The 22,384-nt window shown below is 42.7% G+C and carries 19 protein-coding genes and 1 pseudogene; 10 read left to right on the forward strand and 10 right to left on the reverse strand.

All coding sequences use genetic code 11. The annotated features are described in order from the left end of the window. Window positions 1-226 precede the first annotated feature (226 nt). Window positions 227-814: a signal peptidase I gene (gene lepB, locus AB3112_RS00755; RefSeq protein ID WP_057909445.1), complete on the reverse strand. Its 588-nt coding sequence runs from the start codon at window positions 812-814 to the stop codon at window positions 227-229. 205 nt (window positions 815-1,019) lie between these two features. On the opposite strand from lepB, the gene AB3112_RS00760 reads away from it, so the two are divergent. Beyond that, a complete protein-coding gene (locus tag AB3112_RS00760) occupies window positions 1,020-2,228 on the forward strand; it encodes a multidrug effflux MFS transporter (protein WP_057909444.1) in 1,209 nt (402 codons plus the stop codon). Between the two features lie 67 nt (window positions 2,229-2,295). Here AB3112_RS00760 and mnmG read toward each other — a convergent pair whose 3' ends face one another. From mnmG to jag, 3 genes are all read right to left on the reverse strand, one after another. After that, a complete protein-coding gene (gene mnmG, locus AB3112_RS00765; protein ID WP_099046989.1) occupies window positions 2,296-4,251 on the reverse strand; it encodes a tRNA uridine-5-carboxymethylaminomethyl(34) synthesis enzyme MnmG in 1,956 nt (651 codons plus the stop codon). A 10-nt stretch (window positions 4,252-4,261) separates the two neighbouring features. Next, window positions 4,262-5,656, reverse strand: coding sequence for a tRNA uridine-5-carboxymethylaminomethyl(34) synthesis GTPase MnmE (mnmE, locus tag AB3112_RS00770; RefSeq protein ID WP_367333825.1), 1,395 nt, complete (start codon window positions 5,654-5,656; stop codon window positions 4,262-4,264). Between the two features lie 198 nt (window positions 5,657-5,854). After that, window positions 5,855-6,565, reverse strand: coding sequence for an RNA-binding cell elongation regulator Jag/EloR (gene jag, locus AB3112_RS00775; RefSeq protein WP_084973772.1), 711 nt, complete (start codon window positions 6,563-6,565; stop codon window positions 5,855-5,857). Window positions 6,566-6,819: 254 nt separating this feature from the next. On the opposite strand from jag, the gene AB3112_RS00780 reads away from it, so the two are divergent. Both AB3112_RS00780 and AB3112_RS00785 read left to right on the forward strand, forming a co-directional pair. Beyond that, on the forward strand, window positions 6,820-7,773 hold the full coding sequence (locus AB3112_RS00780; RefSeq protein WP_057909440.1) for a cation diffusion facilitator family transporter: 954 nt from the start codon (window positions 6,820-6,822) through the stop codon (window positions 7,771-7,773). Between the two features lie 359 nt (window positions 7,774-8,132). Next, window positions 8,133-8,903: an acetoin reductase gene (locus AB3112_RS00785; protein ID WP_084998208.1), complete on the forward strand. Its 771-nt coding sequence runs from the start codon at window positions 8,133-8,135 to the stop codon at window positions 8,901-8,903. 27 nt (window positions 8,904-8,930) lie between these two features. Here the strand turns inward: AB3112_RS00785 and AB3112_RS00790 are convergent, their stop codons facing one another. The 5 genes from AB3112_RS00790 to rpmH all read right to left on the reverse strand — a co-directional run bounded on the left by AB3112_RS00790 (window position 8,931) and on the right by rpmH (window position 12,073). Further along, window positions 8,931-9,305, reverse strand: coding sequence for a hypothetical protein (locus AB3112_RS00790; RefSeq protein WP_084973768.1), 375 nt, complete (start codon window positions 9,303-9,305; stop codon window positions 8,931-8,933). 126 nt (window positions 9,306-9,431) lie between these two features. Next, window positions 9,432-10,574: a glycerate kinase gene (locus tag AB3112_RS00795; RefSeq protein WP_084973766.1), complete on the reverse strand. Its 1,143-nt coding sequence runs from the start codon at window positions 10,572-10,574 to the stop codon at window positions 9,432-9,434. A 106-nt stretch (window positions 10,575-10,680) separates the two neighbouring features. After that, window positions 10,681-11,517, reverse strand: coding sequence for a membrane protein insertase YidC (gene yidC, locus AB3112_RS00800; RefSeq protein ID WP_057909437.1), 837 nt, complete (start codon window positions 11,515-11,517; stop codon window positions 10,681-10,683). Continuing rightward, window positions 11,514-11,879 carry a ribonuclease P protein component gene (rnpA, locus tag AB3112_RS00805; protein ID WP_057909436.1) on the reverse strand — a complete coding sequence of 122 codons (366 nt, stop codon included), beginning with the start codon at window positions 11,877-11,879 and terminating at the stop codon, window positions 11,514-11,516. The genes yidC and rnpA overlap by 4 nt, the downstream gene beginning before the upstream one ends. A 59-nt stretch (window positions 11,880-11,938) precedes the next feature. Beyond that, complete coding sequence (gene rpmH, locus AB3112_RS00810) at window positions 11,939-12,073, reverse strand: 50S ribosomal protein L34 (RefSeq protein WP_013729124.1); 135 nt, start codon at window positions 12,071-12,073, stop codon at window positions 11,939-11,941. A 505-nt stretch (window positions 12,074-12,578) separates the two neighbouring features. Between rpmH and dnaA the strand changes: the two genes are divergently transcribed. The 6 genes from dnaA to gyrA all read left to right on the forward strand — a co-directional run bounded on the left by dnaA (window position 12,579) and on the right by gyrA (window position 21,557). Beyond that, window positions 12,579-13,928: a chromosomal replication initiator protein DnaA gene (gene dnaA / locus AB3112_RS00815; protein WP_084998205.1), complete on the forward strand. Its 1,350-nt coding sequence runs from the start codon at window positions 12,579-12,581 to the stop codon at window positions 13,926-13,928. A 192-nt stretch (window positions 13,929-14,120) separates the two neighbouring features. Continuing rightward, window positions 14,121-15,260 (forward strand): DNA polymerase III subunit beta, encoded by a 1,140-nt coding sequence (dnaN, locus tag AB3112_RS00820; protein WP_084973762.1) that lies wholly within the window; start codon window positions 14,121-14,123, stop codon window positions 15,258-15,260. Window positions 15,261-15,565: 305 nt separating this feature from the next. After that, complete coding sequence (yaaA, locus tag AB3112_RS00825; protein WP_171031881.1) at window positions 15,566-15,796, forward strand: S4 domain-containing protein YaaA; 231 nt, start codon at window positions 15,566-15,568, stop codon at window positions 15,794-15,796. Then, a complete protein-coding gene (recF, locus tag AB3112_RS00830) occupies window positions 15,793-16,911 on the forward strand; it encodes a DNA replication/repair protein RecF (protein ID WP_057911147.1) in 1,119 nt (372 codons plus the stop codon). Before yaaA ends, recF begins: the two co-directional genes overlap by 4 nt. A gap of 15 nt (window positions 16,912-16,926) precedes the next feature. Continuing rightward, entirely contained in the window at window positions 16,927-18,870 is a 1,944-nt protein-coding gene (gene gyrB, locus AB3112_RS00835; protein ID WP_057909431.1) for a DNA topoisomerase (ATP-hydrolyzing) subunit B, read from the forward strand. A 113-nt stretch (window positions 18,871-18,983) separates the two neighbouring features. Beyond that, a complete protein-coding gene (gene gyrA / locus AB3112_RS00840; RefSeq protein WP_084998201.1) occupies window positions 18,984-21,557 on the forward strand; it encodes a DNA gyrase subunit A in 2,574 nt (857 codons plus the stop codon). A gap of 174 nt (window positions 21,558-21,731) precedes the next feature. Here the strand turns inward: gyrA and AB3112_RS00845 are convergent, their stop codons facing one another. Continuing rightward, a complete protein-coding gene (locus AB3112_RS00845; protein ID WP_179136523.1) occupies window positions 21,732-22,079 on the reverse strand; it encodes an MmcQ/YjbR family DNA-binding protein in 348 nt (115 codons plus the stop codon). Between the two features lie 195 nt (window positions 22,080-22,274). Between AB3112_RS00845 and AB3112_RS00850 the strand changes: the two are divergent. Continuing rightward, window positions 22,275-22,384, forward strand: a pseudogene (locus AB3112_RS00850) (L-lactate dehydrogenase); the annotation flags it as partial.

The following is a 22,384-nucleotide window of genomic DNA, read 5'->3' on the forward strand; positions in this document are numbered from 1 at the left end:
AAAGGACGGTCAAACCGCTATCGTTGTTTCACATGGAACTTTTCTTCGGAACTTGGCTTCTTTATATTCAAAAGACGTGCCGTTTGTTGAGCAACCCCAAAATGGCAGCATTACCATCCTTGATGTCACTTCTGAACCAAAAATTATTTCGTACAACAAATAAAAAAATCTCACTAAAAGATGTCGTATTTACTCTTTTAGTGAGATTATTTAGTATGTGATTGTTTTAGTAGCCCAAACTATTCACGTTTGTTCGTTTTGTTTTGTTGGTTTCCCAGAAGAAGGTCTTGGCAACACCCGTAATTTTATTCTTAGGAACAAATCCCCAGTAACGGCCATCGTTAGACACGCTTCTGTGGTCTCCCAGGACAAAATACTCGCCCTTTGGAACCTTTGTGGCGTTGGTATTTTTATCCCAACTCTTAGATAAGGACTTCAAGTTCCAGTTACCGGTACCCGTTGTCCGTTCACTCATACTAATGAATTTTTGCGGAACCACCTTGCCATTCACATAAAGGTTCCCGTTTTTACTGGAAACCGTATCGCCAGGCAGTCCAATGACCCGCTTAACGTAGTCGGTCTTGGGCTTGGTTGCGGTCGGATCCTCACCGTGGGCATCGAACACGATTACACTTAAATGCTTAACTTTGGCATGCCGCCAAACAATTAACCGTTCTTTGTTGACCAAGTTAGGTTCCATTGAAGGGCCGTCAACGCGGGCGAAGGTGAACACATACTGCCGAATCAGCAGTGCAACGACCAGTCCGACGATAATCGGGATAACCCAACTGAGTATTTCTTTAATAATTTTCATTTAGAAACTCCTTTATGAAGGACACAATTAGGAATGCGTATGATCCATAACGGATAGTTAACGCAATCGATATTAATTTTATCACATTTGCCCGCCATGACAATCTTTTAGCTGATAATTAACATAACCCTAATTTATTGCTCATCTTAAAATCACCCTGTATGATATTTTGTATCACGCCATTTGTAAATATAGAGGTAACGACATGACATCAAAACCAAAATTAAAAAATCAGCTTTGGCTGGTCTTCATTCTAGGAACCATCAGCGCCACTGGGCCACTATCAATCGATTTATATTTGCCGGCCCTGCCGGAAATGACGCGCGACTTGCACGCTCAACCTTCACTCATTCAGCTATCTTTAAGTGCCTGTTTAATTGGTCTTGCGTTGGGGCAATTGATCTCAGGACCCTTAAGTGATAAATATGGCCGAAAGAAACCCTTAATGGTCGGTTTTTTTATCTTCGGTCTCGTATCGTTGATGATCGCATACAGCCACTCAGCATACCTGCTCATTTTACTCAGATTTATCCAGGGACTCGCCGGTGCAAGTGGCCAAGTACTATCCAGAGCAATTGCGTCCGATTTGTTTTCAGGGCCGCTTTTGACTAAGTTCTATTCACTGTTATCTGCTGTAAACGGCATTTTCCCGGTGATTTCACCTGTGATTGGCGGCTTCATGATTCGCTACGTTGAGTGGCAGGGGATCTTCATTTTGCTGGCAGCCATTGGCTTTATTCTCGTAATTGCCCTTTGGTTGGGAGTTAAGGAAACCTTACCGGTTGAAAAACGAATTCAAGGTGGCGCCGGGAAATCAATTGGCCGAATGTTTCAACTGCTTAAAAATTCCAAGTTCGTCCGCTTAATTATCGCAACCGGATTAGTATCTGGTGGGCTGTTTAGTTATATTTCCGCATCCTCGTTTGTCTTCCAAAACTTCTTCCACATGTCAGTTCAGGGATTTAGTCTCCTGTACGCATTAAATGGTATTGGAATTGCCGTTGGTTCGGCAATCCCAGGTGCATTAGCCGGTCGCTTTAGTGAGGCCGGTCAAACCAAAGTCATTCTTACAAGTACGTTTTTAACGTCTATCCTACTAACCTTGAGCGCATTATTCTTGAACAATCTGCCACTCGTCATTATCCTCGTTTTTCTGACAGTAACTCAATTTGGTATGTTATTTACACTAACGACTTCGATTATCATGAACTTGACACTGCATAATAATGGGGGTCTGTCAGCAATGCTGGGCTTGTCTCAAAACGCGATTGGTGGCCTCATGTCGCCTTTAGTGGGCCTCATGGGAACCAACACCTATCTTCCGATGGCCGTCGCAATTATGACCTGTATGGGACTCAGCCTGTTATTGTTTAGCACCATCCACAATAAACGTTCACAATTTAACGGATCATAAAAACAGGAACTGCTGGAACAAGTCAACGAGACTTGTCCTGGCAGTTCCTGTTTATTTAGCCGAAATTTTATTGGGCCAGCTTACTAATCTTACCCTGTTGAATATAAACACTCAAAATCGCGATATCAGCGGGATTAACACCACTAATCCGGGATGCTTGGGCAATTGTTTGGGGATGGATCTTTTGGAGCTTCTGACGCGCCTCAGTGGCAATCCCGTCAATCGCATCATAATCAATGCGATCGGGAATCTTTTTGGCTTCCATTCGCTTCATTTTTTCAACACTTTGCTCAGCCTTCTTAATATAGCCGGCATACTTGGTTTGAATTTCCACTTGTTCGATCACATGGCGATCCGGCGTCTGGTCGGATGCTGGAATAAACCGCATCAAAGTCTGATAGTCGACGTATGGGCGCCGTAGAAAAATGGATGCCAGAACACCGTCTTGAAGTGGTTTATCACCGTGTTCTTGAACGAAGGCGTTCACGTCATCGGATGGTTTAATTCGAATCGTACTCAGACGTTGCAGCTCATTTTCAATGGCTTGTTTTTTCTCCAAGAATCGCGCGTAACGCGCATCAGAAATCAATCCAATTTCATGACCTTTTTCGGTCAATCGCATATCCGCATTGTCAGTTCGTAACAATAAACGATACTCTGCACGACTTGTCAGCAGTCGGTACGGCTCTTTTGTGCCTTTAGTCACCAAGTCATCAATCATCACACCAATGTAAGCTTCATTTCGTTTTAAGACAAACGGCCCTTTACCCAAAGCACGGCGGCCGGCGTTAATTCCGGCAATCAACCCTTGGCCAGCGGCTTCTTCATAACCTGAAGTTCCGTTGGTTTGTCCAGCTGTAAAGAGATTCTTAACAACTTTAGTCTCCAAAGTCGGCTTTAATTGATAAGGGGCAACCACATCATACTCAATCGCATAACCTGGACGCATCATCTGGGCATTTTCAAGGCCGACGATTGAATGAATCATTTTTTGTTGAACCTCTTCCGGCATTGAAGTGGAGAGGCCGTCCACGTACCATTCCTCAGTCTTTCGACCTTCCGGCTCCAAGAACAATTGGTGACGGCTCTTGTCGGCAAACCGAACAATTTTATCTTCAATTGACGGACAGTATCGGGGTCCGACCCCTTCGATGACACCGGTAAACATCGGGGCCCGGTCCAAATTCTCACGGATGATTTGATGGGTCGTTTCATTGGTGTATGTCAACCAACATGACAGTTGATCTTTAACTGCCAAATAATTGGCATCAGAAGATTCAAAGCTAAAGTGATGAGGATTTTCATCGCCTGGTTGTTCCTCAGTCTTGGAATAATCAATGGTTGTCCCATCAACCCGGGGTGGTGTTCCGGTTTTAAACCGCTCCAAATCAAAGCCCAGCGCCTCTAAATTTCCAGAAAGCTTCTCTGCTGGTTGGGAATTGTTCGGGCCAGAAGCATACATCAACTCGCCAATAATAATTTTTCCGCGGGCAGCAGTTCCAGCGGCAATCACAACGGCTTTGGCATAGCATTCAGCACCCGTATTGGTGACAACACCCTTACAAACACCATCTTCGACGATCAACGAATCAACAATTCCCTGTCTCAGGGTCAAGTTCGGTTCTTTTTCGATCGTATGCTTCATTTCAGCATGGTAGGCGTGCTTATCCGCCTGGGCTCTGAGCGCTTGAACAGCGGGCCCTTTTCCGGTATTTAACATTCGCATTTGAATGTAGGTCTTATCAATATTTTTACCCATTTCGCCACCCAAAGCGTCAACTTCACGGACAACCGTTCCCTTAGCCGGGCCACCCACTGATGGGTTACAGGGCATAAAAGCAACCATATCCAAATTGATCGTGATCAGTAAGGTCTTGTTTCCCATCCGGGCAGCAGCCAAAGCAGCTTCACAGCCGGCGTGACCGGCACCGACAACAATAACATCAAAATCCTGGCCGCGATATTTTTGCTTAACATCGCTTACTCGTAAACTCTTCAACAGTATTTCCTCCAAATGTTTCATGTGAAACAAGTTATTTTCCTAAACAGAATTGACTAAATAGCTGATCAATTAATTCATCTTGGTAACTATCACCGGTAATTTCACCTAACGTATCCCAGCAGCGGGTCATGTCGATTTGGACCAAATCAACCGGCATGCCGTCATCCAGACCCTTAATGACATCTTCCAATGCCTGTTTGGCCTGATTAAGCAACCCAATGTGGCGGGCATTTGTGACCATCACATCGTTTTGACTACTCTCGATTCCTTCATCAAAGAACATTTTAGCAATCAATTCTTCTAATTGGGTGAGGCCGTCATCTTTAATCGCTGATGTTGAAATCACATTATTGCCGCCAGCCATTTGCTGGACTTGGCTCATATCAATTTTGACCGGCAAATCAGTCTTGTTAAGAATGATAATTCGCTGTTTGTCCTTTGTAATATCGAGTAGTTTTTGGTCTTCGTCGGTCAGTTCCTCGCTCGCGTTAAGAACCAGTAAAACCAAATCAGCACTATTAATCGCTTTTCGGGACCGGTCAACCCCGATTTTTTCTACTTTGTCAGTTGTATCTCGGATACCGGCAGTATCAACTAATTTCAACGGGACTCCACGGACATTGACATATTCTTCCAAAACGTCGCGGGTGGTTCCCGGCACGTCAGTGACAATTGCCTTATCTTCGTGAAGCAAATTATTCAATAAACTTGATTTGCCAACATTTGGGCGGCCAATAATTGACGTTGCCAACCCTTCACGTAAAATTTTGCCTTGTTTGGCGGTTTTCAATAACTGAACAATTCGACCATGAACGTCGTTGGCCTTTTCTCTCAGCAACTTGCTGGTCATGGTTTCGACGTCGTCATATTCAGGGTAGTCAATATTGACCTCAACTTGTGCCAATACGTCTAAAATATCTTGTCTCAAATGCTTGATTAAGTGAGATAAGTTACCGTCCAACTGGCTGATAGCCGCCTTCATCGAGCGATCCGTCTTGGCTTCAATCAGATCCATCACGGCCTCAGACTGTGATAAATCAATTCGACCGTTTAAAAAGGCCCGCTTGGTAAATTCACCGGGTTCTGCCATCCGAGCACCGTAACTCAGCACCAGTTGAAGAATGCGGTTGGTCGACACAATACCGCCATGACAGTTAATTTCAACGATGTCTTCTTCAGTATAGGTGTGGGGAGCTCTCATAACAGAAAGCATCACTTCGTCGACTTCTTCGTTGGTTTCCGGGTCGACAATATGACCATAATTAATGGTATTGCTGGCAACCCGATCAAGGTCTTTACCGCGATAAAGCTTTTTGGCGACGTTAAGCGCCTCTTCACCACTAATTCGGACAATTGAAATCCCACCTTCACCAGGCGGAGTCGAAATAGCCGCAATCGTATCAAATTCTGTTGTTGTTAAAACCATGATTAAGCTTCCCTCCACGAAAAATTGAATAGTGACGTTATTAAACCAAAAATTCTATCTTAAAGCACAAAAAAAGCGCCACTCCATGCCAAATAAACTGACATGGATAAAGCACTTTGACTACTTTACCTAGTTAAGATAAGAATGATTAACTACATAATATTTTAATCCAATCGGTTTGTCAATTGGTTTTGAGAACTATTTTGGGGCAACAACAATTACCCGATGAGGTTCCTTACCGGTTGAATAGGTCATGACGTGGTCGTTATCGGCCAAAGCATTATGGATCTGCTTACGTTCAAACGCCGGCATTGGGTTCAAATAGACCGGTTTGCCATTGGCAATGGCGTTACGCGCAGTCTTATCAGCCAGCTGAATCAATGACTCGCTTCGACGTGCGCGATAGTTTGCGGTATCCAATTCAACGGTGACGTTGTTGGCTCCGAGACGGTTAATAAAAATCTGAGATAGATTTTGGAGCGCATTAATCGTGCGGCCATGTCTGCCAATGAGTCGGCTTTCCTGGTCGGTATCAATATCGATATAAATGGCGTGCTTGCTCTTCAAGTCCAGCTTTAACTTGAACGAAAACCCCATTGCAACAAGGACATCGTTTAAATAGTTGGCTAACTTTTGAGAAACATCTTCTAAATCAATTGAACTATCTTCAGTTTCAGATGGTGCTGCGCCAACTTCTTCATCAGTTGGCTGTGGCTGGTTATTTGGTTTAATTTGTTCTTGCTTATTTTTTTGTGTAAGTTCAACCTTGGCTGGTTTGCGACCGATACCTAAGAATCCATTCTTAGGCTGTTGAATAACGTTGACTTCAACTTGGTCCGAAGTGAGTGATAAAGCGGCTAAACCCTGTTCTACGGCGTCTTGGATGGTTTTTCCAGAGTAAATTGTCATAATAAACTCCCTTTATTTGAATTAACTGGTTAATAATAGCATAAAAACGCGCATTAATAAACGGTTTCCGGCTAAAAACGCAAACTAAACGCAAACTTTAAATGATTTGTCACATTTGAAATCGTCAGCGAACAAAAACTTAACAAACTCGATATAATAGGTGTTAGCAACATTTTATTGAAAATGCGATTTTTAAATTAAGACTAACCACAGACCATAGCCAATTCTGGTTTTCGATTTTGGGAAGTGATAACATGGCGAATACAAATCAATATGACGCCGGCCGAAACATTCAAATTGACCGCCAGCACCGTCTTAGTAAACTTCAAGAGGCCCAACAAATCACCTGGATTAATCTCGGTGCATACTCATCAATAATGGTCGCTGAACTCATCATCGGATATTTGGCTCAAATTTCTGTCTTAATTGCCGATGGGTTAAATAATCTAACTGGCGTTTGTGGGGCTGCCATTTTAATCACCGGCTTAAAAATTTCCAAACGCCCACCCGATTCCAACCACGTCATGGGGCATTGGCAATACGAAAATATTGCGGCGCTATTGTCAGCCACGATTATGTTTGCAGTTAGTATCCAGATTTTTGTAGACGGCGCATTTGCTGTTCAGCGCTTTTTTGCCGGACACACCATTCGACCCAATTATTGGTCACTCGGCGTCAGTATGATCGCCGCCATCATCATTTCAATTCTCGCCAAATACAATTCCCTTAAGGGTCAACAACTGAAAAACCAAGCTTTAACGGCCTCTGGCCAGGATCTTAAAAGTGATGCCTGGACCAGTTTTGGGACGTTTCTCTCAATTGGTGGCGCCTACCTTGGTGCGCAATGGTTAGATGGTGTGGCAACTTTACTTGTCGGCTGTTTGATTCTTCACGCCTCAATCAGCATCTTTCGGACGACAATTATGCGACTAACAGAAGGGTTTGATCCAAAAGATATTGACCGTTACAGCAAAACCATCAGCACCATTCCGGGCGTCCTTGGCATCCAAGGGATCGAACCGCGATGGCTAGGTGACCAAATTGTAATGAAAATTGGGATTTACTTAGCTGATGATACCGATCTGAGAACCGCCTATGCAATTGGTGAAAAAGTTGAACATGCATTGATGAAACAATACGATATTTTGGACGCCGATGTTATGAGCTACCCGGTTAGTCAGCAAAGCAATCCGCATTCGGTTGATTAAAAACGTTTGACAAACAAAAAAATGACTGCTATATTCGACTCTAATTAAATGATAATTTGTTAAACAAAATGAATCGGTAAGTAGTTGCTGGTTGTTTGTCAGAGAGTTGGCGGTGCTGAAAGCCAATATTCAACCTAAATGAACATGGCCGAGGATTGGTCGCTGTGAGTTGGAGTCAATGAGCAGCAAACGGAAAGGTCCCCGTTAGCAGACACACCATCTTAACGGTGGTTGTTGAGGTTTAACGGGCAATCGTTGAACAAAACAGAATGGTAACGTGTTAATCGCTTCTGCAGTCTATACTGCAGAAGCGTTTTTAATTTTATGTGGACTTTAATATAAAAACAGGGGTGGAGAAAATGGCAAAATTAGCAATTGTAACAGGTGCTGGACAGGGAATTGGAGAAGGGGTCGCACACAGACTCGCAAAGGATGGCTTTGCAATCGCAGTAGTTGACATTAATGCCGATACCGGCAAAAAGGTTACGGAAGATCTTGTTAAGGCCGGGTATTCCGCCAAGTTCTATCATGTCGACGTGGCCGATCGCCAAAGCGTTTTTGATTTGGTCGATTCAGCAGTTAAAGACCTCGGTGAATTAGGTGTCTACGTCAATAACGCCGGCGTTGCCTTTATCGATGAAATTGTCGATTCAAAAGAAAAAGACATCCGCAGATTATTAGACGTCAACCTGTTAGGAACCTATTGGGGAACTCAGGCGGCCGCAGAACAGTTTAAAAAACAAGGAAAGGGCGGTCGAATCGTGAACGCTGCTTCCCTTGCCGGAGTCGAGGCATCCGCGCTTCAAAGTGCTTATTCAATTTCAAAATTTGGTGTCCGTGGTATCACCCAAGCCGCCTCAAAAGAGTTGGCAAAAGACCAAATTACAGTTAATGCTTACGACCCCGGGATTGTCAGAACTCCATTAAGAGACGGAATTGATAAACGTACGGCAGAAATCAAGGGCATTTCAGTTCAAGAGCAACAAAAAAACTGCCTCAGTGAAATCTCACTGGGCAGAGAGGCAACGCCTGATGACGTCGCAAAAGTTGTTTCCTGGTTTGCATCCCCTGACGCCGCCTATATTACGGGTCAATCCATCTTGGTCGATGGCGGAATGAGATATCAATAAATTGACTCTTCAAAAGGCATCAATCGGTTAAATATGAAAATTTTCGACATCTTTAACCAGTTGGTCGATTTGCTGAATTTGATCTGTATTAAGTTGAGTTCCGTTATTCAGGATTTGAATAATCGAGGCCCCCATCTCAAGCAGCGTTTCTTGTTTTGCATCAGTGGTCAACAATTGATTAATTGCAACATACGCCTTAAATGTTTTGAAAGTGGTATCATCGTCAGTCAGTTTATTAGTTCCTAACAGTGTTTTGGTGGACCGCAAAATGATATTTTTAGTTCGTTTACGTTTAAATTTAATTTGCCCCCGCTTTTGAAATTGAGGTAAAAATAAAGCGGTGACCACCGCAATAATTTCGGCGAGTCCAGTCACCCACTCTGCTAAAGATCCAAGTTCCATCTACCCATCCCCTATTAATATTGATAACGGTATTATAGAGCAAGTCAACATATAGACGAAATAATAATGCAAGGACTAAAAAATCGACGATCATCTCAGCCAATTAGGCGTGAAATGATCGTCGATTTATTTGTCTTCAAACCGTGTTTTTAACTGTAAAATTTTGCCAATCCGATATCCTGCCGCGCGAATTAAATTAGGGCCTTGGGCAATTGCATCTTGCAATCTCATTGGCGAAGTCGTCGTCGATATCAGCAAATCAAATCCCTGTTGATAAACAGCTCGCAAATCGCCACTGAGGCTTCCCGCGACGGCCACCACCGGAACTGCCGCCTGCTTGGCCAGCTTGGCAACACCGAGGGGCAACTTTCCGTTGAGCGTCTGTTGGTCGATACGCCCTTCTCCGGTGATAACCAACGCTGCGTCACTCATGATTGCTTTTAAATGGGTTAACTGCATAATTACTTCAATCCCAGACATCAATCGACCCCCAAGAAATGCCAAGACGCCAAATCCAAGTCCGCCAGCCGCACCGGAACCGGGATTAATTGAAAAATCACGCCCAACAGCGGCCGTCGTCAGTTTTGCCAAATGAGCCAATCGTTGGTCATCCTCGGCAATTTGGCCGGGCAAAATGCCTTTCTGTGGGCCAAAGACGGCGGTGGCGCCGGTTGGTCCTGTTAATTGATTGTCCACGTCAGATAAGCCGACCACATTCACTTCACGAATGCGTGGATCGATTTGACTAAAATCAACTTTCGCTAAATCTGCCAGCCCGCTAATCCCTGGACCGATTTCATGACTTTGAGCATCCAAAAAATGTGCACCCAACGCTTGAGCCATCCCGACACCGCCATCGTTGGTTGAACTGCCGCCAAGACCCAGATATATTTTTGAAACACCGTGGTCCAAGGCGGCCACAATCAGTTCTCCGACCCCAAACGTTGACTTAATGGCCGCATCTTCTGTCTTATCTTGAGCGAAGCCGGCGGCGGCAGCCATTTCAATCACAGCTGTCTGAGCGTCAATTAACCCCCACTGGGCATCAATTTGACGGCCAGTAGGACCAGATACCTTCGAAGTGATCAATTTGCCGTCAGTGGCCTTTATAATCGCTTGTACGGTTCCTTCTCCGCCGTCAGCAAGGGCGATTTTAGTTATTTTGACGTCACTTTTAGCCGTCTGAATGCCTTGCGCTAAATAATCAGCTACTTCCATGGAGGTGCAGCTGCCTTTAAATGAGTCCGATGCAATCACAATGTTTTTCATTCAATCCACCTCGATATTCAATACACAGTTTAATATGCTCCTCATTCATTTCATTCACAAAAAAACCTGACGAAATCAAAACGATCTCATCAGGTAGGATAATTCATTATTTACGTTTACTCTTCTTAGCACGGCGAACGGCTTTTTTAATTGCCCGTTGCTTTTCGCGCTCTTCACGCTGTTTCTTTTCACGTTCCCGACGAATCTTCCAAGGGTTTTGAATAACCAAGGTTTGACCCACCTGAAAGGCGTTGGTAATTACCCAGTACAGTGACAAGGCAGATGGCAAGCTAACGGCCATGATCAAAATGAAGACTGGCATTCCCAGCGTCATCATCGTTGTCATTGAGTTGGATTCCGGTTGACCCTTCATTGCCAGCCATGAAGAAATGAACGTGAACAAGGCAGCCAGGACAGGTAAGACGAAATATGGATCCGGATGCCCAAGTTGCAGCCAGAAGAACGTTCCACTTCTTAAAATATCCGTCCGCCAGATTGATTGGTACAGCGCGAACAGGATTGGCATCTGAACGATTAATGGCAAACAGCCGGCAAGTGGGTTAATCCCTGCTTCGGCGTACAACTTCTTTTGTTCTTCTTGCAGTTTTTGAACAGTAGCAGCATCCCTTGATGAATACTTCTTCTGCAAAGCCTTCAGTTGAGGTTGAACCTCTTGGGTCTTTCTCATACTTCTGGTTTGATAGATCATCAACGGCAAGATCACAATTCGAACCAGGATGGTAAAGATGATAATTCCCATTCCGTAGTTGTCGCTGAAGAACTTGGATAACCAGATGATGGCCCGCGAGAAGTTCAAAACAACCCAGCCATCCCAAATACCTGTACTGTGTTCAGTTATGGGCTTGTTGCTACAAGCGGAAAGCACTACTGTTAAACTCACTAACGAGAGTAGTACCAGTATTTTCTTTATTCTCTTTTTCAACTTTTTTCCTCACTATCGTAGTTGGGATCGATTAGTTTAGCTAACTTGAGTACGTGAATTAAGCTGGATTTAACATCTTGCATCGACATCTGATCGGTTGCTGGTCGAGCAATCACAATGAAGTCGACGTCCTGCCGTAAATAGGGCTTTAATTCTAATAGGGATTGGCGGATGCGCCGCTTAACCCAATTTCTATGTACCGCATTACCGATCTTCTTACCAACAGAAATACCGACGCGAAAATGTAATTGATGAGGCTTGTCCAGTGAATAGACAACAAATTGACGATTTGCAACCGAGTTGTGAGTTTCAAAAACTTTTTGAAATTCAGACTCTTTTTTGACTCGATACGATTTTCGCATGATCCATCTCCACAGATTTTTGAAAAATAAATGAAAAAGACCACTGAATGGTCAGTGGTCTATGCAGACAATGATTTTCTACCTTTTTGACGTCGGCGAGCTAAGACTTTACGACCATTGCTGGTACTCATTCGTTTACGGAAGCCATGAACGCGAGCGCGATGACGCTTCTTTGGTTGGTATGTTCTTTTCATTATGAAATCCTCCTTTACTTCTGAAGTCGCGTTTAAGCATTTAATTACAATATGTTCAAATGCATTTCCCAAATATATTAACATAATTTGTTCACTAATGGAATAGTCTTTTACCTATTCCCTGAAATCAAAAATAATTAAAAATTTGTTTCATGAACAACTTATGTGGATAACCGCTTAAATTATGATAGTCGATTTTAGAGATTTACACAAGGTTATCCACAGAATCACACACTGTTTTAAAAGTTATCCACAAGTTGTGGATTTCTGACTGTTTTTTATCCACAAAGCCGATGTTATCGCTTTTAGTTATGCACAGTCAGCTGTGAATTAGCCTGTATTTCAACCCACTTTTCCACTTATCAACAGGGAAGTTATCTTTTTTCTCCACTCCTGTGAAACAATTATGCACAGGTCCTTTTTGCCTGTGGAAAACTTTTCTGTGGAATGCTAAAATTAATTTGCATTTCATTTCAACGACTTAAAAACAGAGGGGGAATTCAAAGTGTTAGATAAGGATTCATTATGGCAAAAGTTAAGTGAACAGTTCCGAAGCAACACCACTGACCTTACATATGATACCTGGATCAAACCAGTCAAACCGATCAGCTTTGATGGATCCACACTGACGTTATCTTTACCTTCTGAATTGCATCGGGATTACTGGAAAAACCAATTGGTACCAAACTTGGTTGAGTATGCCTTCGTCATTACAAAGGGCAACATCGAGCCAAAGTTTATTCTGGATTCGGACGTTAATAAAGAAGATAAAGCAAAACCTGTGGATAACCATTCAGCAGATGATTCGGATAAAGATGAGTTTTCGTTCAGCAAGGAAAATCATCTCAATCCGAATTACACGTTTGACAACTTTATCATTGGAAAAGGGAACCAAATGGCCCACGCGGCTGCTTTAATTGTGTCTGAAGAACCTGGAAAGCTCTATAATCCGCTATTCTTTTATGGCGGTGTTGGCTTGGGGAAAACCCATTTAATGCAGGCGATCGGCAATAAGCGACTGGAAGATCATCCCGAAACAAACGTTAAGTATGTGACCAGCGAGGCCTTCACCAACGATTTTATCAACGCCATTCAAACCAATCGAACGGAAGAGTTCCGCCGTGAATACCGTGACGTCGATATCTTGATGGTCGATGATATTCAGTTCTTTGCCCAAAAGGAAGGAACTCAAGAAGAGTTCTTTCATACATTTAACGATCTCTACAATAACGACAAACAAATCGTATTGACATCTGATCGGGTCCCACAAGAAATCCCAAAGCTTCAGGAACGATTGGTTTCCCGTTTCGCCTGGGGACTGCCTGTCGACATTACGCCACCAGATTTGGAAACTAGAATTGCCATTCTTAAAAATAAAGCTGAGTTGGATAACTTAGTGATTCCAAACGATACCTTGACTTATATCGCCGGACAAATTGATTCAAACGTCCGCGAACTTGAAGGCGCCTTGTCACGCGTTCAGGCTTACTCCAAGTTAAAGGATGAGCCGATCACCACCGACTTGGTTTACGAAGCACTTCGGGGACTTAAATTAAGTAAGGACAACCGTGAGCTGTCCATCGTTGACATTCAAAACAAAGTGGCCAACTACTTCCACATCTCAATTAATGATCTAAAGGGCAAAAAGCGCATGAAATCAATTGTCATGCCACGACAAATCGCCATGTACCTGTCACGGGAAATGACCAACAATTCATTACCAAAGATTGGCAAAGAATTTGGCGGCAAAGATCACACAACTGTGATTCATGCTTGCGACAAAATTGCCGAAATCATTAAATTAGATTCTGATTTACGAAAAGAAATTTCTGATATCAAAAGTGCACTCAGCTAAAATGGTATAATCGGTTGTGGATAAATAACTGAGAAGTAAATAAGTTGTGCACAGTTTTATCCACAGGATTATCGCTGGGGATAAAAGACTTGTGAAAAGTTATCCACAATATCCACATGCCCTACTATTACTTCTTTTTCTTTTATTAATTAATATATATTACTAACACTTTCCGGGAGGTTGATTTAACGTATGAAATTTTCTATTGGTCGAACAGCATTTACAAAGGGACTTAACACCGTTTCCAGAGCCATTTCAACAAAGACAACAATTCCAATCTTAACAGGGTTAAAAATCGTTGCCGGTCCGGATGGATTAGTATTAACAGGTAGTGATGCCGATATTTCTATTGAAACAACCTTAAAGGCAGACGATCCAGACAACATGCTGGTTATTGAATCAGAAGGTGCCATTGTGTTGCCTGCTCGTTTCTTTACAGATATCGTCAAAAAATTACCTAAAGATACAATTACCCTTGAAGTTGGTGAAAACTTCCAGACCATGATCACTTCAGGACAATCATCCTTCACGATTAATGGTTTGGATGCCAACAATTATCCACACTTACCTGAAATCCAAACCAACGACTCAATTCCTTTGGCGGCTGATCTCTTCAAACAAATTATCAGTCAAACAGTTGTCGCCGTTTCCAATCAAGAAAGTCGACCAATATTAACCGGGGTTCATTTTGTGATCTCAGAAGATCACGTCATGGCGGTTGCTACTGACAGTCATCGCTTGAGCCAACGTAAAGTTACCTTGGAAACACCGATTGAAGGGGCTTATAACTTTGTGATTCCTGGAAAGAGCTTGACTGAATTGTCCCGAATGATCGACGATACTCAAGAAGCTGTCACTTTGACCGTTACCGAAAACCAAGCCCTCTTTACAATTGGCAATACCTTGTTTTACTCCCGACTACTGGAAGGAAACTATCCTGACACAACCCGGTTGATTCCTGATTCTTATGACACGCGGGTTGCTTTTGATGCACCAGAATTATTGGCTGCTATCGAACGGGCATCCTTACTTTCTCACGAATCCCGAAACAACGTGGTCAAAATTACGGTCGATCCTGACAAGAAATCCGTGACCATCTATGGCAACTCTCCAGATGTTGGTAATGTTGAAGAAGATTTGGAACCTAAGAATCTCGAGGGTAACCAATTGGAAATTTCATTCAACCCTGATTACATGAAAGATGCCCTGCGCTCCTTCAGTCAATCAACCATTAACATTGATTTCACGTCGGCTTTAAGACCATTTACATTAACGCCAACCGAAGACAGCGACAGCTTCGTGCAGTTAATTACACCAATCAGAACGTTTTAGATAAAATTAACCAACAACTCCCACCACATTCTGGGAGTTGTTTTTTTCTGCCTTCATTTTGTGAAATAATCGTTGCCTAATTTGTGATTTGGGAGTCAGCCACATTTGAATTTTGGCTTGAACTTGATTTCCGTCCTTAAAAAGCGCTAGAAGTCCATATACGTTCTTTTTAGCAATTTTCGTCAATTTGATGCAAAAATATCAAAAGTCTTTAAAAGTGCTCAGAATGCCCAAGAATCGTTATCGGCGTGTACTTTTAGTAATGAAAGGGGTATAATAAAAGAAGTAAAAAGGTGGGTGAAATTGTGAAAAAAGATGTTTTTATTGATAGTCCCTACATCACTCTTGGACAACTGCTAAAAGAAGAATCAATTATCGCTAGCGGAGGTCAAGCCAAATGGTTCTTAAGAGAAACTGCAGTTAATGTCAATGACGAACCTGACAATCGCCGTGGTCGAAAGTTATATGATGGCGATCATGTTGAAGTCCCTGACGTTGGCTTATTTTTTATTCACTCAAAGCAGGAAAATGAATGAAGTTAACGGAAATTGAGCTTCACCATTTTCGTAATTATGTTGATCAGACGTTAAAGTTTTCTGATGGCATCAACGTCTTTCTTGGCGAGAATGCCCAGGGAAAGACAAATCTTCTTGAAGCGATTTATGTGCTGGCGTTAACACGGAGCCATCGAACCAATAATGAAAAAGAATTGATCAATTGGCAAAGCCAGACAGCACAGATTAAGGGAAAACTTCAAAAGCGTCTGGGAACCGTTCCCATCGAACTTGATTTAGGTGCCAAGGGCAAACGGGCTAAAGTTAACCATTTGGAGCAAGCGAAGCTATCCAGTTATATCGGTCAGATGAACGTGATTTTATTTGCGCCCGAGGATTTATCAATCGTCAAAGGGGCACCACAAGTTCGGCGACGATTTATGGATATGGAATTTGCGCAAATGAGTAACCGTTATCTTTACAATTCCACCCAGTACAAGAAAATATTGAAGCAACGAAATCGATATTTAAAAGATTTGCATCATAAAAAACAATCTGATCGGGTCTACTTGGATGTCTTGTCCGATCAGCTTTCGGCTTATGGTGCCGAAATTATTTTTCAAAGACTCCAATTACTTAAAAAGTTGGAGACATACGCTCAAGCTGTTCATTCCGAAATTTCTCAGGGAAAAGAACAGCTCAAATTCGATTATCGAACCGCGGTCGATCAAGACCAATTGGGGTCAGTGGAATCAATTTATCAGAATTTATTGAAACAGTTTTCCAAGATTAAAGAAAAAGAAATCCTAAGAATGACCACATTAATTGGTCCACAACGCGATGACTTGCATTTTGTGATTAATGAAAAAGAGGTCCAGTCATTTGGTTCTCAGGGACAACAGCGAACGACTGCCTTATCGGTGAAGCTGGCCGAAATTGATTTGATGAAAGAACAAACTGACGAATACCCAATACTGTTGCTGGATGATGTTTTGTCTGAACTTGATGATTTCCGACAAACCCATTTGTTGACGGCAATTCAAGATAAGGTGCAAACGTTTTTGACGACCACAAGCTTAAGTGGCGTTCAGCAGGAATTATTGACCAATCCGCGAATTTTCAGGATTAATGAAGGTCAGGTTACTTTGGAAAAATAGCGAAGGAGAAACGAAATGGCTGACAAAAAAGAAACTAAAAAAGAATTGGCCCATGAATACGATGCGAGCCAGATTCAGGTTCTCGAAGGTTTGGAAGCTGTCCGCAAACGGCCCGGAATGTATATCGGGACCACCAGTTCACAAGGACTTCACCATTTAGTATGGGAAATCGTTGATAACGGAATTGACGAAGCGCTGGCTGGATTTGCGACGAAGATTACCGTAACCGTCGAAAAGGACAATAGTATTACCGTCACCGATGATGGTCGGGGAATTCCTGTCGATATTCAAAAAAAGACCGGAAAACCCGCTTTGGAAACTGTTTTTACCATCCTGCATGCCGGCGGTAAATTTGGCGGCGGCGGATATAAGGTCTCTGGTGGACTGCATGGTGTTGGGGCTTCAGTCGTTAATGCGCTGTCCTCAGAACTTGATGTTGAAGTCACCCGGGACGGAAAAGTCTATTACATGGACTTTACCCGCGGCCATGTTCATACCCAGATGAAGGTTGTTCGAGAAGTCTCAGATGATCTTCACGGCACCAAAGTTCATTTCTTGCCGGATCCTGATATTTTCCGTGAAACAACGACCTATGACATTAAGGTTTTAACTGCCCGTCTTCGTGAATTGGCCTTCTTGAATAAAGGGCTGCGGATTGTTGTCAGAGACCTTCGCCCAGACAAGCCCACAGAACAGGACTTTATGTATGAAGGTGGTATTAAACATTACGTTGAATATTTGGATCACAGCGAAGAAACGTTATTGGATGAGCCAATCTATGTTGAAGGCGTGATGAATGGCATCACCGTTGAAGTAGCCATTCAATACACAAACGATTATCACAATACGTTGATGACCTTTACGAACAACATTCATACCTATGAAGGCGGAACCCACGAAGAAGGGTTCAAACGGGCGCTAACCCGTGTCATCAATGATTATGCCCGCAAGAATAAGCTATTAAAAGACAATGAACCGAACCTTTCCGGAGAAGATGTTCGTGAAGGGACCACGGCAGTTGTCAGCATCAAGCATCCCGATCCTCAATTTGAAGGACAAACTAAAACCAAATTAGGAAACTCCGATGCCCGAACAGTAACCGACCGAATTTTTAGTGACCACTTCACTAAGTTCCTCATGGAAAATCCTAAGATGGCCCGCAAGATTGTTGACCGGGGGTTGCTTGCATCAAAAGCCCGTTCAGCTGCCAAACGTGCCCGAGAAGTTACGCGGAAAAAGAGCGGTTTGGAAATTAGCAACTTACCTGGTAAGTTAGCTGATAACACCAGTAAAGATCCGAAAATTTCAGAATTATTTATCGTCGAGGGGGATTCTGCCGGCGGTTCAGCCAAGCAAGGTCGTTCACGATTAACGCAAGCAATTTTGCCAATTCGTGGAAAGATTTTGAACGTTGAAAAAGCCAGCATGGATCGGATTTTGGCGAATGAAGAAATTCGCTCATTGTTTACAGCAATGGGGACCGGCTTTGGTGAAGATTTTGATTTATCGAAAATCAATTATCACAAGCTGATTATCATGACCGATGCGGATGTTGATGGTGCCCATATTCAGACGTTATTGCTGACACTGATTTATCGATACATGCGGCCGTTGATTGATGCCGGCTATGTTTATGTTGCTCAGCCACCACTGTATCAAGTTCGTCAGGGAAAGATGTCACGGTACATTGATTCCGATGATGATTTGAATGCCTTCTTAGGCACCTTGCAGCCATCACCTAAGCCAGTGATCCAACGATACAAAGGTTTAGGTGAAATGGATGCTGAACAGCTGTGGGACACAACGATGAATCCAGAAAACCGACACTTGTTACGAGTCGAATCCTCGGATGCTGCTGAAGCTGATCAGGTATTTTCGATGTTAATGGGTGACAAGGTGGAACCAAGACGTGAGTTTATTGAAGATAACGCAACGTTTGTGGAGAATTTGGATGTTTAAAGTTGAGTGTGGCAAGCATTTGTTACCTTGTAAAAGTTAAATTGCAATAATTTACGCAAATTCAACCCACAGAAAAAATTGTTTCACATGAAACATACCACCGAAACCCATGAATGGAGGTAAATGATTTGGCGAATAATGACAACCAAGACGAACCAATCGCTGGTCGAGTAACCAACGTTGATCTTTCCAAAAAAATGCGAACGTCATTTCTGGATTACGCAATGAGTGTGATCGTTGCCCGTGCGCTCCCAGATGTTCGTGATGGTTTAAAGCCTGTTCATCGTCGTATTTTGTACGATATGCATGAACTGGGTGTTACTCCAGATAAACCTTATAAAAAGTCAGCCAGAATTGTTGGAGATGTTTTAGGTAAGTACCATCCCCATGGCGACACGGCTGTCTATGAGTCAATGGTTCGAATGGCCCAAGACTTTAGTTACCGTTACATGTTAGTTGATGGCCACGGAAACTTTGGTTCAGTTGATGGTGATGGCGCAGCTGCAATGCGTTATACCGAAGCTCGATTAAGTAAAATTGCCATGGAAATGCTCCGTGACATTAATAAAGATACGATTGATTTCCAACCCAACTACGATGGCACAGAGCGGGAGCCTGTTGTCCTACCAGCTCGTTTTCCCAACTTACTGGTTAACGGGGCTTCCGGAATCGCTGTTGGAATGGCGACCAATATTCCCCCTCACAATTTGGCGGAAGTCATCAGTGCCATTCACGTCTTGATGGATAATCCGGATGCGACAACTGCTGATTTAATGGAAGTATTGCCTGGTCCAGATTTTCCAACCGGTGGGGTTGTGATGGGTAAATCCGGAATTCGGAAAGCCTATGAGACTGGTAAGGGAACGATTATTGTTCGTGCCAAAGTTGAAATTGAAGGTGAATCCGGTGGCAAGCAGCGAATTATTGCAACCGAATTGCCATACATGGTCAACAAAGCGAAATTAATTGAAAGAATTGCCGAATTAGCTCGCGACAAGCGAATCGAAGGCATTACTGATATTAATGATGAGTCCGACCGTGAAGGGATGCGGGTGGTTATTGATGTCCGCCGGGATGCCAGTGCCGAAGTTATTTTAAACAACTTGTACAAATTGACGTTGATGCAGACATCATTCAGCTTTAATATGCTGGCAATTGTTAAAGGCACGCCAAGAATTCTCAGCTTAAAAGAGATCTTAAATTATTATTTGGATCATCAAGTTGAAGTTATTCAACGACGGACCAAGTATGAGTTAAATAAGGCTCAGGCACGGGCACATATTCTCGAAGGATTAAGAATTGCCCTTGACCACATCGACGAAATTATCAAAATTATCCGTGGGTCACAGACAGGTGATGTTGCCAAGAATCAATTGATTGAGGGTTTCGGTCTGGATGATAAACAAGCTCAGGCGATCTTGGACATGCGTTTAGTTCGTTTAACCGGACTGGAACGCGAAAAGATTGATAAAGAATATAATCAATTGATGAAAGATATTGAAGAGTATAAAGCAATTCTTGCAAGTCGCGACCGCGTTAACGAGATTATTTATCAAGAATTATTGGAGATCCAGCATCGCTTTGGTGACGCAAGACGAACTGAATTGCTTGTCGGCGAAGTGTTGAGTCTTGAAGACGAAGATCTGATTGAAGAAGAAGACGTCATCATCTCATTGACGCATAATGGCTATATTAAGCGATTGCCAACTTCTGAGTTCAAAGCTCAAAACCGTGGTGGTCGTGGTGTTCAAGGGATGGGTGTTCATAACGATGATTTCGTGGAACACTTGGTTTCAACCTCGACTCATGATGTCTTGTTATTCTTCACGGATGCTGGAAAAGTGTACCGCATGAAGGGATACGAAATCCCTGAATATGGTCGGTCCGCTAAGGGAATTCCGGTTATTAATTTGTTAAACATTGGTAATGATGAGAAGATTCAAGCCATTATCAACGTTTCTGACAAGAATAACGATATTCAAAAAGATCTGTTCTTTGTGACTTTGCTGGGAACCGTTAAGCGAACATTGGTTTCAGACTTTGCGAATATCCGCAGCAATGGTTTAAAGGCCATTAACCTGAAGGATGGCGATCAGGTCAGCAACGTTTTAATTGCGGACAAAGATCAAAATATTATTATTGGAACGCACCTTGGTTATGCGGTTAGTTTTAACGCTGCTGCTGTCCGGTCCATGGGTCGTTCAGCAACCGGTGTCAGAGGAATCCGGCTCCGCGAAAACGATTATGTTGTCGGCTCTGATATTTTGAAACCTGACAGTGAAGTCTTTATCATTTCCGAAAATGGATATGGTAAGCGAACCCCAGCTGCTGATTACCCTGTTAAGGGTCGTGGTGGAAAAGGTGTTAAGACCGCTAATATTACCGAAAAGAATGGGCCATTGGCTGGTTTAACGACGGTTACCGGTGAAGAAGACATTATGCTGATTACGGACCAAGGCGTCATGATTCGCTTCGGTGTTGAAGATGTTTCTCAAACAGGTCGAGCAACGCTTGGTGTTCATTTGATTCGAATGACGGATGGTGCCAAAGTTGCAACAATGGCGAAAGTTGAAAAAGAAGACGATTCAGAAGAGGACCAGGCAAAGGACGGACAATCCAATGCCGACGCGCCAACTGATGACTCGGAGCAAAACGATGATCAAGGTTCGACTTCGGATGATGAATAGTTGATTATTCGTACATGTTTTAGTGATGTAGCATAAAAATAGGACTGTGGACAAAACTGTTAGTTTTGTCACAGTCCCATTTTTGTTTCACATGAAACAATTCTCAAATGTTGTTATTTAAAGTGCTAAAAAAGATCATTAAGTTAATGAAAACCGGATTCAGATCAAGCTTTCCTAAACGGTTAGCCGATAACTCATATTGATCAGTTGTCTTAATTCTGATTGGGAATTAACAAGGTTAACGTTAACTGTAATCCAATGTTGTTTGTCAAAGTGTTGACCAGGTGTAATGTAGGCCGAGGTTTCGATTAAGTTATCGGCCTGTTCGATGCGACATTTCAGATCCAGATATAAAGAATGGTCCTTTTCGTAAATGAGTGCGTAGATCTTATTATTTTTAGCATTACGGATGGCATCAAAAATGATTCGATTATGATGAGCAGGATTGTTAAACGGCTGATTAACAATAACTAATTTATCCTGACTTGCGAACTTAATGAGTTCGTCTCTTGTAAACTTCAAGCCGTCACCCCCAATGACGTAAATAGTTGCTGATACTCATATTGTAATCTTTTCGTGGATTTTAAGTGTCCGAATGGCCATAAATTCTGGCACTGATCGTGAGAAACGAAAAAAATAGTCGGAATCTTTGACTTACTTTTGGTAAGTGATACACTTTTCGTAGATGATCAATAATGATATGGAGGTATGACGGTCATGACTGTTGTTAATGGATATAAGCAAAATGATAATGAACAAAAAATTGATATTTTAAATTTGGAAGAATTGGAAGAAAGAGCTAAACAAATTATTCCAACCGGCGGATT

The organism is Lentilactobacillus sp. (assembly GCF_040773105.1).
Taxonomy (GTDB): Bacteria; Bacillota; Bacilli; order Lactobacillales; family Lactobacillaceae; genus Lentilactobacillus; species Lentilactobacillus parabuchneri.